The sequence below is a fragment of the Marinobacter sp. genome (assembly GCF_035268745.1).
Taxonomy (GTDB): Bacteria; Pseudomonadota; Gammaproteobacteria; order Pseudomonadales; family Oleiphilaceae; genus Marinobacter.
In genome coordinates this window covers 83,838-98,128 of the sequence record NZ_DATFKH010000120.1, presented here as the reverse complement: position 1 = coordinate 98,128, position 14,291 = coordinate 83,838, and the positions used below count along the sequence as shown (strand labels likewise).

Here is a 14,291-nt window from a genome sequence, read left to right as displayed (position 1 = left end):
TCAACACTAGAGGGGCCACCTGCACCCGGCAACGTCGCGAGCCACGGCCCCCACCCAGGGATCAATGGCTGGTGGACGGCTTCGACAACGTCACCTGGAACAAGGATTTGATTCTGGTTTTCAGGGACGCCGCCTTTAGCGCGATGTATTCGCTATGCTGCTGACGACCAATCCTTGTGTAGTAATCAACGTCGATAATGCCACGTTCGTTCAGTTTAATTGTCTGGTTAGTCATGGTGCTGTGCTCTCGTTCTGGAGGTGAAAATCTTCTACAGGGCCCATAATAATCAGTGGGGCGCTGTTGAAAAAGCGATCCTTTTTCAGCAGAATGATGAGAAAAACTCATCTATCGAGCAACGTCATGCGCCACCTGCCACCGCTCAATGCGCTTCGGGTTTTTGAGTCAGCCGCCAGACACCGTAGCTTTGCCGAAGCTGGCAAGGAACTATTCGTGACGTCTTCCGCGGTCAGTCATCAGGTCAAGACCCTTGAAGAATATTTGGGCCTTTCACTCTTTGACCGAAGCCGGCGAACGGTGACGTTGACGCCGGCAGGCGAGCAATACCTGACATCTGTCAGGCACGCGTTCGATGAGATTGAGATGGCCACCCAACGACTCACCGCGAACCAGGAATCCAATGTGGTGAAAATCAGTGTGGCACCCAATTTCCTGACCCGCTGGCTGATGCCTCGCATGGCTCGTTTCCAGGCCCTTTACCCGGATATTGAACTGGAGATTAACGCCTCCATGGGGCTGCTGGATTTCGACCGCACCAGCAGCGATATGGCGGTCTATTTCGGGAGTGGCGAATGGGACGACATCGAAGTGCATTTCCTGCGCAAGGTTATGCTGGTGCCGGTGTGTAGCCCGCGGCTATTGGACGCAGAGTTGCCGCTGGAAAAACCTGAAGACCTGGCGAAACACACGCTGATTTATGTCAGTAAACGCAAGTGGGAATGGGAAAACTGGCTGCAGCAGGCAGGTGTGGATTTCATATCTGCCCGGGGCAGCCTCCAGATGTCAAGCGGGCAACTGGCCACGGCGGCGGCCCAGGAGGGCCTCGGAGTCGCGCTGGCTGATAGCACTCTGACGTCCCGTGAAATTAAATCGGGCAAGTTGGTGGTGCCTTTCGACATTCAGCTGGATACGCATCGGGCCTTCTATCTGGTTTACCGCAAGCAGCGTCCCCTGACCATAGGAATGAAAGCCTTCAAGGAATGGCTGATGAGCGAGATGCGGGGTAACGAAAGCGGTGAAATTCCGGAGGCTTCCTGAGCCAGGCATTGCGGTCGTGCAGGCTCGCTGGATAAGCTAGACCGACTTTTGCCAGAAGCTGATATCTTCGAATATCCGGGAGCATTACCGGACTCTCGATGAATCGATCTTCCCGGATTTATGCTACATACGGCCAAATTCTTCGAGCTCTGATCATATGACAGCTTATTTTATTCAGGCTTTCATCTACCTTTTAGCTGCCGTAATCGTAGTGCCTTTGGCAAAACGTCTGGGCCTGGGTTCGGTACTGGGTTACCTGGTTGCCGGGGTTGTGATCGGCCCGGTTACCGGTCTGGTGGGGCAGGAAGCCAGCACCATTCAGCATTTTGCGGAATTTGGTGTGGTCATGATGCTGTTCCTGGTCGGGATGGAGCTCGACCCCAGGGCGCTCTGGGCAATGAGGATGCGGCTTGTCGGCCTTGGCGGTCTTCAGGTGACACTGACGGCGGCGGCCGGGACGGCGGTGGCCTGGTGGCTCGGACTGCAATGGCAGACAGCGCTGACGGTTGGCCTCATTTTCACACTGTCATCCACTGCCATTGTGCTGCAAACCCTGAATGAAAAGGGGTTGACGAAAACAGAGGGCGGACGCAGTACCTTTGCCGTCCTGCTGTTTCAGGACATCGCGGTTATCCCGATGCTGGCCCTGATTCCGCTGCTGGCGTTGCCGGAGTTGATGGCGGAGTCACGTCCGGCCGGCGGTCATGGCCCGGGTCTGAGTCTGGTTGCCGGTCTGCCCGCCTGGGGTCATGCTCTGGCAGTCGTGGGCGCCATTGCCGTCGTTATTGTTGGCGGTTATTACCTGGGCCCTCCGCTGTTCCGTTATGTGGTCCGGTCAAGGCTGCGGGAGGTGTTCACGGCCACGGCGCTGATGCTGGTGATCGGCATTGCGGCACTGATGAGCCTGGTTAATCTCTCACCAGCCCTGGGGGCGTTTCTGGCAGGGGTGGTGTTGGCCAACAGTGAGTTCCGCCACGAGCTTGAAGCCAATATCGAGCCTTTCAAGGGCCTGTTACTGGGCCTGTTCTTTATTACTGTGGGCGCCGGTATCAACGTCGAGGTATTGTTGGCAGAGTGGGACACCATCGTCGCTCTGGCGGCGGCCGTTATTATGGTCAAGGGGCTGATCCTGCTTGCCCTTGCAATGATGTTCGGCGTTCATGGCAGCAACGGCTGGCTGTTCACCCTGGGGCTGGCGCAAGCGGGTGAGTTCGGTTTTGTGCTGCTGACCTACAGCGTCCAGAACAACGTGATTCCGACCCAGACCTCACAGATTCTCTCGCTGGTTGTTGCCCTGTCCATGTTCCTGACGCCTCTGCTGTTTATCGTCTACGACCGCATTGTGCTGCCGCGTTACCGACGCGCCAAGAACGAGGAGCCGGAAGCGGATACCATTGACAAGCAGGCGCCCGTCATTGTGGCCGGTGCGGGGCGGTTCGGACAGATTGTCTGCCGGTTGCTGCGGGCCAACGACATTCCCATTGTGGTGCTCGATCATGAGCTCGAGCAGATCGAAAACGTTCGCCAGATCAATATCAGGAGCTTCTTTGGCGATGCCAGCCGCCATGATCTGCTGGAGAAGGCGGGTATTGAACAGGCCCGCATGCTGGTAGTGGCGATTGATGACAGGGACCGCGCGCTGCTGATGGTGCAGTACGTGAAAAAGTACTTCCCGGGTGTCTGGGTACTGGCACGGGCATTTGACCGCGGCAATGGCTATCAGCTTCGGCAAGCGGGCGCGGACGGCGTGGTCAGTGAGACCTACCACTCTGCTCTGGAGTTGGGCGGTCATGCCCTTACGGCCATGGGCGTACATCCGATGCGGGCGCGGCAAATGACCTGGGCTTTTATCGAAAACGAGGCGGCCCACGACGACCAGTTGTTCGAGGCCTGGAAGGAAATCGACGGGGGCATGAGCTTCAGTCCTCGCTATGGCGAGCTGTTCATGAAGCTCGAAGAGGGGTTAAGCAGCGTTATGGAGGGGGAATGGGACGAGCCCAGACGTGAGGACGTGCCGCTCTGGAGCCCGCCGGGCGATCATGAGGGTGAAGGCCCGGGCAGAAATACCGGGACGCTGTCAAAATAACTTGAGTTGTGCGGGTAGTGCACGCAACGATAGATCATGTTCACGCCAAACCATTAACCAGGAGATCCATCATGCATGTGTTCATTGCAGGGGCTAACGGGCAAATCGGGCAGCTATTGTTACGGGCAATGGCCGATAGCGATCATGAGGCCCGGGCCCTGATCCGGCATCCGGAACAGGGCCCGGACCTGCAGCAGCTGGGCGCAACGGAAACCGTGCTGGGCGATCTCGAGCATGACTGCAGCGAGGCCATGAAGGGGTGCGATGCGGTCATTTTCGCCGCCGGCTCAGGCCCCCATACCGGGCCGGATAAAACCATCGATGTGGATCACAATGGTGCTGTCCAGCTGATCGACACGGCCAGGGCCATGGGTATCAAGCATTTTATCATGGTGAGCAGCATGGGTGCCGGGGCACCGGAAAGCGGGCCGGAGAAGCTCCGTTCCTACCTCAGAGCCAAACACGGCGCTGATGAACACCTGAAGCGTAGCGGGCTGACTTACACCATTGTTCGCCCGGGTCGGCTGACCAATGACGAAGGTACCGGCAAGGTGGCGGTGAGTGAGAAACTGGAAGGGGTCGGCAAGATTCCCCGGGCGGATGTTGCCAGCGTCCTGCTGGCGGTTCTGGATTCGGCAACGACCGCCAACCGCGTCTTCGAGGTTGTGTCAGGACCAACGCCGGTGGGCGAGTCGCTGGCACAACTGTAAAGGTAGTGTCCCGACGGGACACTAGTTATGCTCGGAAAAGACTTGGGTCTGGCCGCTCTCGTTAAACATCAGCACCTGATAGTTGTCTTTGCGATCGCCCATTTCCATGCCCGGTGAGCCAACCGGCATGCCGGGGACCGCCAGGCCTCTTGCTGCTGGTGCCTCGGAGATCAGCCGGCGAATGTCGTCGGCTGGCACGTGGCCTTCAATCACATAGTCACCAATAAAGGCGGTGTGGCAACTGGCCAGAGAAGGGGTCAGGCCGGCGTCAATCTTGACGGGGTTCAGGTTGTTGGTTTCCGTCACTTCCACCCGGAAACCGTTTTCCTTGAGGTGGTCTACCCAGTCGGTGCAACAGCCGCAGGTCGGCGATTTGTAGACATGAATATCAAGGAGCTCGTCATCGGCCTGCAACTGACCGTTGATACCAATAGCAGCGACAAGGCCCAACGCCAGCGTATATTTTTTCATGACACTACCTCAGTGATGATTATGATCTTGGTCGGATTGACCGTCGTCTGAGGGAGACAGCCAGAACCACCAGACAATGGCGGCCATTAGCACCAGTCCTCCTGCATTGACCAGGAATGTGCTCATTTGTTCCCCTCCCTGCTGGCGCTGCTGCTGGTTTTGAACAGCCGCAGCCTGTTGGCATTGGTGACCACCGTAACCGAGGAGGCCGACATGGCGGCACCCGCCAGTATCGGGCTCATCAGTATGCCCCAGAAAGGATATAACAGCCCTGCAGCCACCGGTATACCCAGGGAGTTGTAGATAAAAGCACCAAACAGGTTCTGGTGAATATTGCGAACGGTGGCCCGGGATATCTCGATGGCGTCGGCCACGCCATGCAGCGAACCCCGCATAAGGGTGATGCCAGCGCTTTCAATCGCCACGTCGGTTCCGGTGCCGATGGCAAAGCCGACATCAGAAGCGGCCAGAGCCGGAGCGTCATTAATGCCGTCGCCGACCATGGCGACCGTGTAACCCTTGCCACGCATTTCACTGACGATGGTGGCCTTGTCTTCCGGCAATACCTCGGCGCGATAGTCATCGATACCGGTTTTGCGGGCGATCGCCCTGGCCGTTGCATCCACGTCGCCGGTGACCATCATGACCCGAATACCGGCATCGTGCAGGCGGCGGATGGCGGCTTCAGAATCCTGTTTGACGGCATCGGCAACACCGATCACGCCCAGGGCCGTGTTACCCAGGGCCAGGAACAGCGGTGTTCCGGCCTCGGCAGTAATGGTGTCGGCTTCTTTCCCGAGTGCTGCCAGATCCACGCCCTGCTGTTCCAGCCAGCGGCGGTTGCCAAGGCGCAGGGGCTCGCCATCAAGCTCGCCGCTGACGCCTTTGCCATTAAGGGCCTCAAAGCCCGAGACCTTCACCGGGCTGACATTCTCTGCCTTGGCTTTTGCCATAATGGCCTCGGCCAGCGGGTGTTCCGAATGCTGCTCAAGGCCAGCGGCCAGGGCCAGTAGTCTGCCGGTGTCGTCATCTGTAGCCTGGCAACGGGTAACGGCCGGGTGCCCCCCGGTAATGGTACCGGTCTTGTCCAGTATGACCAGATCAAGCTTGCCAGCGGTCTGCAGGGCATCGCCCTGACGGATCAGTGCGCCGTATTCAGCAGCCTTGCCCACACCCACCATCACCGACATGGGTGTCGCCAGGCCCAGAGCACAGGGGCAGGCAATGATCAGCACGGTAGTGGCCGCTACCATCATGTGAACCACGGCGGGTTCCGGTCCGACGTTGTACCAGACCAGCGCCGCCACCACGGCAATCAGCATCACGGTCGGCACAAACACCGCAGAAATCCTGTCCGCCAGGCGCCCGATAGCGGGCTTGGAGCCCTGGGCCTTCTTCACTAGACGGATAATCTGGGCAAGGGCGGTATCGCTGCCTACCCGGGTTGCCTGGTAGATAATCGACCCGCTGGTATTCAGGGTGCCGGCAGAGACCTCATCGCCTTCGCCCTTGCTGACCGGCATGGGTTCACCGGTGAGCATGCTTTCATCAATACGGGTACTGCCCTCGGTGATTTCCCCGTCCACCGGCACGCTTTCACCGGGACGCACACGGATATGATCGCCGGCTTTTACCTGCTCGACCGGCAGATCCTGTTCTTCCCCGTCACGGATAACCCGCGCGGTTTTTGCCCGCAGATCCAGCAACCGTCTCACCGCTTCCGAGGTTTTGCCCTTGGCGCGGAGCTCCAGCGCCTGCCCCAGGTTGATCAGGCCGATAATCATCGCGGACGCTTCAAAATACACATGCCGGGCCATTTCCGGCAGCGCGTCGGGAACGCTGGCGACGACAATGGAATAGACCCAGGCAGTTCCGGTACCCAGGGCGATCAGCGTATCCATATTGGCATTATGATGGCGGAACGCCTTCCAGGCGCCGGTGTAGAAATGGCCGCCGGTGGCAATCATCACGCCCAGGGTAAGGATGCCCAGGGTAATCCAGGTTATCTGGTTGTCTGCGGTCACCCTCATGGTGTTAAAACCCATACCCCAGATCATCAGGCCCAGACCCAGGCTCAGGCTGATGGCCATCTTCACCAGCAGGGTTCGGTAATGCTTGCGGTCCTGTTCCTGCTTGTTTTCATCGGCCTCGTCCGGGTCCTCGATCACGCTGGCACCGTAGCCGGAGCTTTCAACGGCCTTGATAAGAGTCTGCGGATCGGCATGCCCGGTGGCCGTTGCGGTATTGTCCGCCAGATTCATATGGGCACCGGTAATTCCCTCCACTGAGGTAAGCGCCTTTTCGATGGTATTCACGCAGGAAGCACAGGTGGCGCCGGTTACTGCCAGATGGATCTGGTCGTCATCGGTGGCGGCACTTTCGGCTTTTTTCAGTTCCGGTTTGTGCCCGGCATCCGCGTCGGGTTGGGTTTTTTCAGCGTGGCAATGATCGTTCTCCGGTGGCTGGTGAGTGTCGGAGGAAGTAGCCATCGGAGATGCGGGGTAACCGGCATCCGTGACGGCACGGGCGGCTTCGCTGGTATCAATGCCGTCAGGCAGGGACACCGTCTGGTTCTCGAGATTCACCTCCACCCTGTCAGCATCCCCGGTCAAAGGCTCCAGCGCACTGCGAATCTTGCGAGCGCAGCCCTGACAGGAAGCGCCGGAGATCGACAGCAGCGGGTGTAATTCGGTGTTCTTGCTCATCGGGTATCCGTCCTCATTCACCTGTTTCCGGGACTACTTCGTCCCAGTGTTCAATTAGCCGGCAAATTGTATGCCCGTCCGGCGTACCATCCGGCATATCCTGCCAGGCCGCCAAAGCAGAGGTCATCCGGTTACGCAACTGCTGCAACTGGGCAATCTCGGCTTCCACCTGCGCCAGCCGCTCTTCGAAAACATCCCGGACCATGGGGCAGGGTGAATGGTGATCATCGGCCTGCTCCAGAATCTGCCGGATTTCCGGAAGCGAAAACCCCAGTTGCCGTGCCTTGCGGGCAAACCGCAGCCGTCGTAAATCTTCCGCATCATATTGCTGGTAGTTGTTATCCGGATTCCGGGTAGGCCTTAGCAACCCTTCCCGGGTATAGAACCGGACGGTGTCGGGATTAACCCCGGCTTCAACAGCTAGTTCTTTGACTTTCATTATCCAGGCAGCCACCCCAATGTTGATCAAGTGGTTGGGCTGGGCCTTCTTCCAAAACTGTACGGAGCCATGGGTGGAGAGCGTCAGCTCTTCACGGGCTGGCCAAGGATGGCCTGCCCTGGACCCTCAGCGCGACGCAGGAGCGATAAGCGTTGAGGGGCGGAGTCCAAGCGCCACATGGATGTGCCGAAGGAGCGGGTTTTGGAAGAAGGCCCAGCCCAACCACGAACGACACCCAAAATGAATGCCACGTGGTATCAAATTAAGAATAGCTTAAAACCTGTGAGCAACTCACAGGTCAAAGGTTTTTTCAGGAAGAGGAGCTTTTGGAGCGCAGGAAGGTGCCACAGGCCTTGCACTGGTCCGGGGCCATCAACTTGGCCTGCCAGCCGATTTTCTGCCCACAGGCGGGGCAGGCCAGCTGCATCTGCAGAATGATAATGGGGGTAACCAGGGCCGCAATCAGCAGGCCGAGAGGACCCCAGCTATCGTCACTGGAAAGCCCGAGCTGGCTACTGAAAACCAGAATGATGGTCAGTGCGAAAAATGCAAAAATGAAATAACGCTTATTCCAGAATTCCCAGCGCCTTAACCGCTCATTCTGTTCTTGAGTCAGATAATTTGAACTCATAAATCGGTACCTCGAAAACTGATACGGTAATCGTGGTGATTAAAGAGCGCAGTTTCAATCAACTGCCCCCCGGAAGGCTCAGGCAATCCTGTCCGCTGGTCGGCTCGCCTCAAGGCTTACAGATACAGAATCCGAATATCTCAGCGCATGGGGCTTGTCGATTTCAACCCTTGCCCAGGTAACTGCCTGATGTTCCATGATAATAGTGAGAACTTCATGGGTCAGCCGTTCAAGGAGGGCGAAGCGGTTGCCATCCACATGGGCAATGATCTGTTTGGTGATAGTGCGGTAGTTCAGGGCCGCGCCGATTTCGTTACGGTTAATGGCTGCGGTGGCGTCATAGGTCAGGCGCACATTGATCAGTACATCCTGCTGGTTGCTGATTTCGTCGTCTTTTATCCCAATGTAGGGACGAAGCAACAGATCCTTGATGCGAACGGTAGCTTCATGAGTTGCACGGGCATTGGTCATTGTTCAGGCTCCTGAATTTCAGCGGTCACGGATGAGGGTCAGGAATTCCGAACGGGTGGCCTGGGATTTACGGAACTGTCCCAGCATCACCGACGTCTTCATGCTGGAATTCTGCTTCTCGACGCCGCGCATCATCATGCACATATGTTTGGCCTCGATGACGACCGCGACGCCTTTGGCCCCGGTAACCGACTCGATGGCCTCGGCAATCTGGCGGGTCAGATTCTCCTGAATCTGGAAGCGTCGGGCATACATATCAACAATCCGCGCAAATTTCGACAGGCCCAGCACCTTGCCCTGGGGCAGATAAGCGATGTGGCATTTACCAATGAAAGGCAACAGGTGGTGTTCACACATGCTGTAGAGCTCAATGTCTTTCACCACCACCATTTCATCCATCGCGGATTCGAAAACCGCATTGTTCACCAGGGTTTCAAGGGTCTGTTGGTAGCCATGGGTCAGAAACTGCATGGCCTTGGCTGCCCTCATGGGGGTTTGCTGCAGTCCCTCTCTCTCGGGATCTTCGCCAACGCCGGCAATGATCTGCTGGTAGTTATTGGCAAGGTCGGCAAGCTTGTTGGTCATATTGGTGTCCGGTGTTGTGACATCATTTTCTCTTTCATGAGAACTCGGGTTGATTATGACAGCCCTGTCGTTGGAAATCTTTACGTAACCTCAAGGGGATAAGACCACCAGCCGGTCATTTCGTGGCGACCGGAGCTGCAATTTAACCCGCTCATTCTGGCAGCCGCGGCCGCTTTCCTTTAGAGTTTGTGGTCAAGACTGATTTCGGGACTGACACATGGAACAGGTAATGTCGGGGGCATCAGGGGACACTGTGCAGGGCTTGGGCAGTCTGGAACAGTGGCAGCGGGCCGGCAAATGGTTTTCCTACGGTGGCCATGCCATTTTCAGCCGGATGGCAGGAGAGGGTGAGCCCGTGGTATTTCTACATGGTTTTCCCACCGCCAGCTGGGACTGGAATCGGCTCTGGCCCTTGCTGGCGCAGCACCATCAGGTTCTGACTCTGGACATGCTGGGGTTTGGTTTTTCTGACAAGCCCCCGCTTTACGATTACAGCATCGAGGATCAGGCTGACCTTTTTGAGGGTTGGATTACCGGCCTGGGACTTAAGTCTGTAAGTCTTTTTGCCCACGACTATGGTTGTAGCGTGGCCCAGGAATTGCTGGCTCGGGAGCAGGAAGGCGTTCTGTCCTTTCACATCCGGCAGGTTGGCTTCCTTAATGGCGCCCTGTTTCCGGAAGTTCACAGCCCGCTGCTGATTCAGAAATTGCTGAGCAGCCCTGTCGGAGGGTTGCTCAGCCTGGGGTTGGGTCGGCGCACGTTCGAGCGCAATCTCACTCGTCTGTTCGCACCGGGCAACCCGCCCTCGGCTCAAGACCTGGAAGACTTCTGGCACCTGCTGAACTACAACAACGGCCGTGGCGTTGTCCATCGGCTGATACGTTTTATGGAGGAGCGTCGTTGTCATCGTGATCGCTGGGTGGGCGCCCTGCAGAATGCGACGCAGCCTTTACGGCTGATTTCCGGCGTCGCGGATCCTGTATCCGGTGCTGCCATGGCGCGTCGTTTTCAGGAGCTTGTTCCGGATCCTGACGTGGTAACCCTCAGAGGCGTCGGGCACTATCCGCACTTCGAGAGTTCCAACATCGTTTATCTGGTCTGGCGTGATTTCTGGAAGGAGCATCACTGAGCCCTGAGTGATTCATCCGTGATTTCCGGTGCCGGCTCCTGCGCATCTTCCAATATTTGCGCACTGACCACCTGATTGCGGCCACGCTCCTTGCACTGGTAAAGCGCAATGTCGGCCCGGTTCAGCCAGACTGACCAGGTTTCGCCTTTGCCGAGCTCTGCCACGCTGGCGCTTGCGGTTGCCTTGATGCCTTCACCGAACGGCGTTGCGCTTATACTTGTGAGCAATTCCCGGGCTAACTGATAGGCATCTTTCTGTCGGGTCCCGGGCAGGACCAGTACAAACTCCTCGCCACCGGAGCGAAATATTTTGTCGCTTTCTCTCAGCCGCCTGAGAATCCGTTTCGGCACTTCCTGTAACACGCGGTCGCCTGCCAGATGACCCCAACGATCATTAACCAGCCTGAAATAGTCCAGATCGATCAGGATGATGCTGCATACCCTTTCATAACGCTCACGCATCTGGATCTGGGAGTTCAGTTCATCTGCCAGTTGCGACCTGTTCTGGCACCCGGTAAGCGGATCCTTGGTGGCGAGGCGCATCAACTCCATCTGCAGGCGACCAACAAGCCAGGCAAATAGCATGACAAAGAGGCAGGTCAGACCCAGTGAGAAGGTGATTCGCCAGAACTCGGTTTCCGGAAACTTGAGGAATGACACCACCGACATGCCAACCAGAAATATGACATTGAACGCGGTGGCCTCCCGCAGGGGAAGCAGGAAAAACAGTGCAGCTGCTGCAGGATAGGCCCAGTAAAGACCGGTATGCCCGTTAATAGCAGTTGAATAGATGGCGCATATCAGCGCAAGAATGGGAAACAGCCGGCCTTTCAGAAAGTAATGGCCGCGGAATCTGAGAAAAACAATCACCACAACCGCATTGAGGCAGAACAGGATCAGCAGAGACGCCAGTAACAGATGACCCTGGCGCCACTGCAACAAGACCAGGGGGGCAACGGCCAGAAACGACCAGAAATGGAGGTGGTAAACGAGCTGATGCTTGAACCCCAGCACTGTCAGCGTCGGGTTTGTATCGGGTTTTCCAGCAGCGCCAGGAGAATTCACAACTTAGTCCCGCTTTTCAGTAGTTGCCCGCTTACCTGACGGGACTTTCTTCGAGTCTAGCATGGTCGCCGGCAGATGATAGAGTGAGTTCGAGTGCCCGGTCTCCCTGCTCCGGGATGGCCGGTTTCAGGCCGGGGCGCGTCTGGCGCTGCCATAAACCAGAACAAATACACAGAAGGCGGTTACCACCACGGACGGGCCGGCGGGCGTGTCCAGAAACCAGGACATGGACAGACCGCCGGTGATGGCCAGGCATCCGAAACCGACAGCCATACCGACCATATGTTCAGGATTGCCCGCCAGTCTGCGGGCGGTAGCCGCAGGGATAATCAGCAGCGCGGTAATCAGCAGGACGCCGACAATTTTCATGGCCACGGCAATCACAATGGAAAACATCAGCATCAGTATCAGCCTTAGTCTTTCGACCTGCACTCCCTCCACCTTCGCCAGCTCTGCGTGGATGGTGCTCATCAGCAGACCCCGCCAGAACAGTGCCAGCAGGGTCAGGATTACGCCGGCACCACCATAGATCCATAGCAGATCGGTGCGGCTCATGGCCAGCAGATCGCCGAATAACAGGCCGGTCAGATCGAAGCGGATGTCAGGCATGAAGCTCAGGGCGACCAGGCCAATCGCCAGCGCACTGTGGGCGAGAATGCCCAACAGGGTATCGGTCGCCAGCACACGGCTGCGCTGAAACAATACCAGCACAATGGACAGCAGCACGCAGGTGACAATCACGCCAAGGTTCATCGGAACACTGATCAGAAAACTCAGGGCAATACCCAGCAGGGCAGAGTGAGCGAGGGTATCCCCGAAATAGGCCATGCGGCGCCAGACCACAAAGCAGCCCAGCGGGCCCGCCACCAGGGCAACGCCAAGGCCGCCAAGCAACGCCCGCCAGAAGAAATCATTCAACAGCGCATCAATGATGGGCATGGCCGCAGCTTCCTTGGTCAGAGTGGCCCTGGCTTTTGTTGATCACATCACCGTGGAGATCGTGGCTGTGGTTATGGTTATGGTGGTAGACCGCCAGGCTCTCGGCAACGGGTCGACCGAAGGTTTCGATAAACGCCGGATCATGGGAAATGTCTGCCGGATACCCGCTGCAACAAATATGCTGGTTCAGGCAGATCACCTTGTCCGTGGCGGCCATCACCAGGTGCAGGTCGTGGGAAACCATCAGCACCCCGCAGTTGAGTTGGTCCCGGAGGTCGCGGATCAGGTCATAAAGCGCCGCCTGACCATTGATATCGACGCCCTGGGCCGGTTCATCCAGAACCAGGAGGTCGGGTTTTCTCGCCAATGCCCGGGCCAGCAGCAGCCTCTGCTTTTCACCGCCGGAAAGATGATGCACGGAGGCGTCTATCAGATGCTCCACGCCGGTTTTGCCCAGGGAATCAATACAGCCAGCGAGTGGTTGCCCGCTGAGTAGCATGAACCGACGGACACTCAGTGGCAGGGTTGGCTCAAGCGTCAGATGCTGCGGCACGTAACCAATGGTCAGTCCGGTTTGCAATATCAGGGAACCCTGCTGGTGTTTCTGGATACCGAGAATCGCCTTGATCAGGGTGGTTTTACCGGCGCCATTGGGGCCGATTACGGTAATAATGTCGCCCCGGTAAATGGCCAGGTCAACGCGATCGACAATGGCGCGTCCATCAAACGCTACGGTCAGTTGCTGCAGGGTTGCGAGGGCTTCACTCATGGGCTGCATCCGCACAGGCCGGACAGAGACCGGACACTTCCACCGTAACATTATCGGGCCGGAAGCGGACGTCGGAGGCGGCGTCGTCAATGACTTCGGAAACCGCCGGGGCCGCAAGTTCCAGCACGTTACTGCAGCGATGACAGATCAGGAACATGCCCTGGTGGCGGATGCCAGCGTGGGAACAGCCGACAAAGGCGTTCAGGGACGCAATGCGATGGACCAGTCCATACTGCTGGAGGAAATCCAGAGCCCGATAGACCGTTGGTGGTGCTGCGTTATGCCCGTCCCTGGCCAGCATTGCCAGTACATCGTAGGCGCCCAGCGGGCGGTGGGATTGCCAGATCAGTTCCAGTACCCGCTCCCGCGCTGCAGTCAGCCGGGCGTTATGGCGCTGGCAGATGGACTTTGCGTCCGCCAGGGCGTCGGCAATGCAGGCGTCGTGATTATGCTGGCGGTAGGGAAGTGCGCTGGCTGACATTGGCGGGTTCCTGGCAAATGTAGAACATTATAACATTCACCCTCACCAGTGCCCACGACGGGGCCATGGGTTATTTTTGTGGGGCTTCTGCAGCGAGGGATTCCAGGAAAGCCAGGTCCGGTATAAAAGCGGTTTCGCCGTCTGCCTGGACTCTCATCAGGTCGGCTGAACCGGTCTCCCCCTCAATCTGCCTGATCTGACTCGCGCCAAGCCGGGTCTGACTCGGAATGCCCTGAGTTACCAGCGCCATAAACGGAACCCTGCTGTGATGGTCACCAATGGTATTCAGGATAACGATCCGGCCACGACTGCCAGCAGGTAAGGTGACCTTGCCGCCGTTGGCCCCGTCGTAGGAGATTATAGGCAGGCTCAGGCCGCGCCAGTTAAGCGTTCCTGCCAGCCAGCCGGGGGCGTTGGCTGGCGCCGGGGTACCGGCGTAATCCACTACCTCGGCGATGGAAACGTTCGGCAGCAACAACTGTCGGTCGTTCATCGGGATCATGACGCAGGAGAGAGTCTCGGTATCGTCTTTCAT

General features: G+C 57.7%; 16 protein-coding genes. 4 read left to right on the top strand and 12 right to left on the bottom strand.

From position 1 onward, the window contains the following. Window positions 1-61 precede the first annotated feature (61 nt). On the bottom strand, window positions 62-235 hold the full coding sequence (locus VJ956_RS09650) for a hypothetical protein (RefSeq protein WP_324084214.1): 174 nt from the start codon (window positions 233-235) through the stop codon (window positions 62-64). 126 nt (window positions 236-361) lie between these two features. On the opposite strand from VJ956_RS09650, the gene gcvA reads away from it, so the two are divergent. The 3 genes from gcvA to VJ956_RS09635 all read left to right on the top strand — a co-directional run bounded on the left by gcvA (window position 362) and on the right by VJ956_RS09635 (window position 4,072). Then, a complete protein-coding gene (gene gcvA, locus VJ956_RS09645) occupies window positions 362-1,276 on the top strand; it encodes a transcriptional regulator GcvA (protein ID WP_324084212.1) in 915 nt (304 codons plus the stop codon). A 157-nt stretch (window positions 1,277-1,433) separates the two neighbouring features. Next, window positions 1,434-3,362: a monovalent cation:proton antiporter-2 (CPA2) family protein gene (locus VJ956_RS09640; protein WP_324084210.1), complete on the top strand. Its 1,929-nt coding sequence runs from the start codon at window positions 1,434-1,436 to the stop codon at window positions 3,360-3,362. Between the two features lie 71 nt (window positions 3,363-3,433). Beyond that, window positions 3,434-4,072: an SDR family oxidoreductase gene (locus VJ956_RS09635; RefSeq protein ID WP_324084208.1), complete on the top strand. Its 639-nt coding sequence runs from the start codon at window positions 3,434-3,436 to the stop codon at window positions 4,070-4,072. Window positions 4,073-4,093: 21 nt separating this feature from the next. Here the strand turns inward: VJ956_RS09635 and VJ956_RS09630 are convergent, their stop codons facing one another. The 6 genes from VJ956_RS09630 to folE form a co-directional block, all read right to left on the bottom strand. Next, complete coding sequence (locus VJ956_RS09630; RefSeq protein ID WP_324084206.1) at window positions 4,094-4,543, bottom strand: DUF411 domain-containing protein; 450 nt, start codon at window positions 4,541-4,543, stop codon at window positions 4,094-4,096. 122 nt (window positions 4,544-4,665) lie between these two features. Continuing rightward, window positions 4,666-7,248, bottom strand: a complete 2,583-nt coding sequence (locus VJ956_RS09625; protein WP_324084203.1) for a heavy metal translocating P-type ATPase — start codon at window positions 7,246-7,248, stop codon at window positions 4,666-4,668. Window positions 7,249-7,261: 13 nt separating this feature from the next. Next, window positions 7,262-7,687 (bottom strand): MerR family transcriptional regulator, encoded by a 426-nt coding sequence (locus VJ956_RS09620; RefSeq protein WP_324084201.1) that lies wholly within the window; start codon window positions 7,685-7,687, stop codon window positions 7,262-7,264. Between the two features lie 310 nt (window positions 7,688-7,997). Beyond that, on the bottom strand, window positions 7,998-8,318 hold the full coding sequence (locus tag VJ956_RS09615; RefSeq protein ID WP_324084199.1) for a hypothetical protein: 321 nt from the start codon (window positions 8,316-8,318) through the stop codon (window positions 7,998-8,000). Between the two features lie 78 nt (window positions 8,319-8,396). Further along, complete coding sequence (folX, locus tag VJ956_RS09610; protein WP_324084197.1) at window positions 8,397-8,789, bottom strand: dihydroneopterin triphosphate 2'-epimerase; 393 nt, start codon at window positions 8,787-8,789, stop codon at window positions 8,397-8,399. 18 nt (window positions 8,790-8,807) lie between these two features. Continuing rightward, window positions 8,808-9,374: a GTP cyclohydrolase I FolE gene (gene folE, locus VJ956_RS09605; RefSeq protein WP_324084194.1), complete on the bottom strand. Its 567-nt coding sequence runs from the start codon at window positions 9,372-9,374 to the stop codon at window positions 8,808-8,810. A 217-nt stretch (window positions 9,375-9,591) separates the two neighbouring features. On the opposite strand from folE, the gene VJ956_RS09600 reads away from it, so the two are divergent. Then, window positions 9,592-10,503 carry an alpha/beta fold hydrolase gene (locus VJ956_RS09600; RefSeq protein WP_324084193.1) on the top strand — a complete coding sequence of 304 codons (912 nt, stop codon included), beginning with the start codon at window positions 9,592-9,594 and terminating at the stop codon, window positions 10,501-10,503. Here the strand turns inward: VJ956_RS09600 and VJ956_RS09595 are convergent. The 5 genes from VJ956_RS09595 to VJ956_RS09575 all read right to left on the bottom strand — a co-directional run bounded on the left by VJ956_RS09595 (window position 10,497) and on the right by VJ956_RS09575 (window position 14,291). Then, window positions 10,497-11,567 carry a GGDEF domain-containing protein gene (locus VJ956_RS09595; protein WP_324084191.1) on the bottom strand — a complete coding sequence of 357 codons (1,071 nt, stop codon included), beginning with the start codon at window positions 11,565-11,567 and terminating at the stop codon, window positions 10,497-10,499. The two genes, VJ956_RS09600 and VJ956_RS09595, sit on opposite strands and share 7 nt — an antisense overlap. Window positions 11,568-11,693: 126 nt before the next feature. Continuing rightward, complete coding sequence (locus VJ956_RS09590; RefSeq protein ID WP_324084189.1) at window positions 11,694-12,506, bottom strand: metal ABC transporter permease; 813 nt, start codon at window positions 12,504-12,506, stop codon at window positions 11,694-11,696. Next, on the bottom strand, window positions 12,493-13,275 hold the full coding sequence (gene znuC / locus VJ956_RS09585) for a zinc ABC transporter ATP-binding protein ZnuC (RefSeq protein ID WP_324084186.1): 783 nt from the start codon (window positions 13,273-13,275) through the stop codon (window positions 12,493-12,495). Before znuC ends, VJ956_RS09590 begins: the two co-directional genes overlap by 14 nt. Beyond that, a complete protein-coding gene (locus tag VJ956_RS09580) occupies window positions 13,268-13,756 on the bottom strand; it encodes a Fur family transcriptional regulator (protein WP_324084184.1) in 489 nt (162 codons plus the stop codon). Before VJ956_RS09580 ends, znuC begins: the two co-directional genes overlap by 8 nt. Window positions 13,757-13,826: 70 nt before the next feature. Continuing rightward, window positions 13,827-14,291 (bottom strand): chemotaxis protein CheW, encoded by a 465-nt coding sequence (locus VJ956_RS09575; protein ID WP_324084182.1) that lies wholly within the window; start codon window positions 14,289-14,291, stop codon window positions 13,827-13,829.

Coding starts and splice junctions, on each gene's coding strand:
- VJ956_RS09575 (WP_324084182.1), bottom strand. CDS start 14,291: ATGAAAGACGATACCGAGACTCTCTCCTGCGTCATGATCCCGATGAAC.
- znuC (WP_324084186.1), bottom strand. CDS start 13,275: ATGAGTGAAGCCCTCGCAACCCTGCAGCAACTGACCGTAGCGTTTGAT.
- folX (WP_324084197.1), bottom strand. CDS start 8,789: ATGACCAATGCCCGTGCAACTCATGAAGCTACCGTTCGCATCAAGGAT.
- VJ956_RS09650 (WP_324084214.1), bottom strand. CDS start 235: ATGACTAACCAGACAATTAAACTGAACGAACGTGGCATTATCGACGTT.
- VJ956_RS09615 (WP_324084199.1), bottom strand. CDS start 8,318: ATGAGTTCAAATTATCTGACTCAAGAACAGAATGAGCGGTTAAGGCGC.
- VJ956_RS09590 (WP_324084189.1), bottom strand. CDS start 12,506: ATGCCCATCATTGATGCGCTGTTGAATGATTTCTTCTGGCGGGCGTTG.
- folE (WP_324084194.1), bottom strand. CDS start 9,374: ATGACCAACAAGCTTGCCGACCTTGCCAATAACTACCAGCAGATCATT.
- VJ956_RS09620 (WP_324084201.1), bottom strand. CDS start 7,687: ATGAAAGTCAAAGAACTAGCTGTTGAAGCCGGGGTTAATCCCGACACC.
- VJ956_RS09635 (WP_324084208.1), top strand. CDS start 3,434: ATGCATGTGTTCATTGCAGGGGCTAACGGGCAAATCGGGCAGCTATTG.
- VJ956_RS09630 (WP_324084206.1), bottom strand. CDS start 4,543: ATGAAAAAATATACGCTGGCGTTGGGCCTTGTCGCTGCTATTGGTATC.
- VJ956_RS09640 (WP_324084210.1), top strand. CDS start 1,434: ATGACAGCTTATTTTATTCAGGCTTTCATCTACCTTTTAGCTGCCGTA.
- VJ956_RS09600 (WP_324084193.1), top strand. CDS start 9,592: ATGGAACAGGTAATGTCGGGGGCATCAGGGGACACTGTGCAGGGCTTG.
- gcvA (WP_324084212.1), top strand. CDS start 362: ATGCGCCACCTGCCACCGCTCAATGCGCTTCGGGTTTTTGAGTCAGCC.
- VJ956_RS09580 (WP_324084184.1), bottom strand. CDS start 13,756: ATGTCAGCCAGCGCACTTCCCTACCGCCAGCATAATCACGACGCCTGC.
- VJ956_RS09625 (WP_324084203.1), bottom strand. CDS start 7,248: ATGAGCAAGAACACCGAATTACACCCGCTGCTGTCGATCTCCGGCGCT.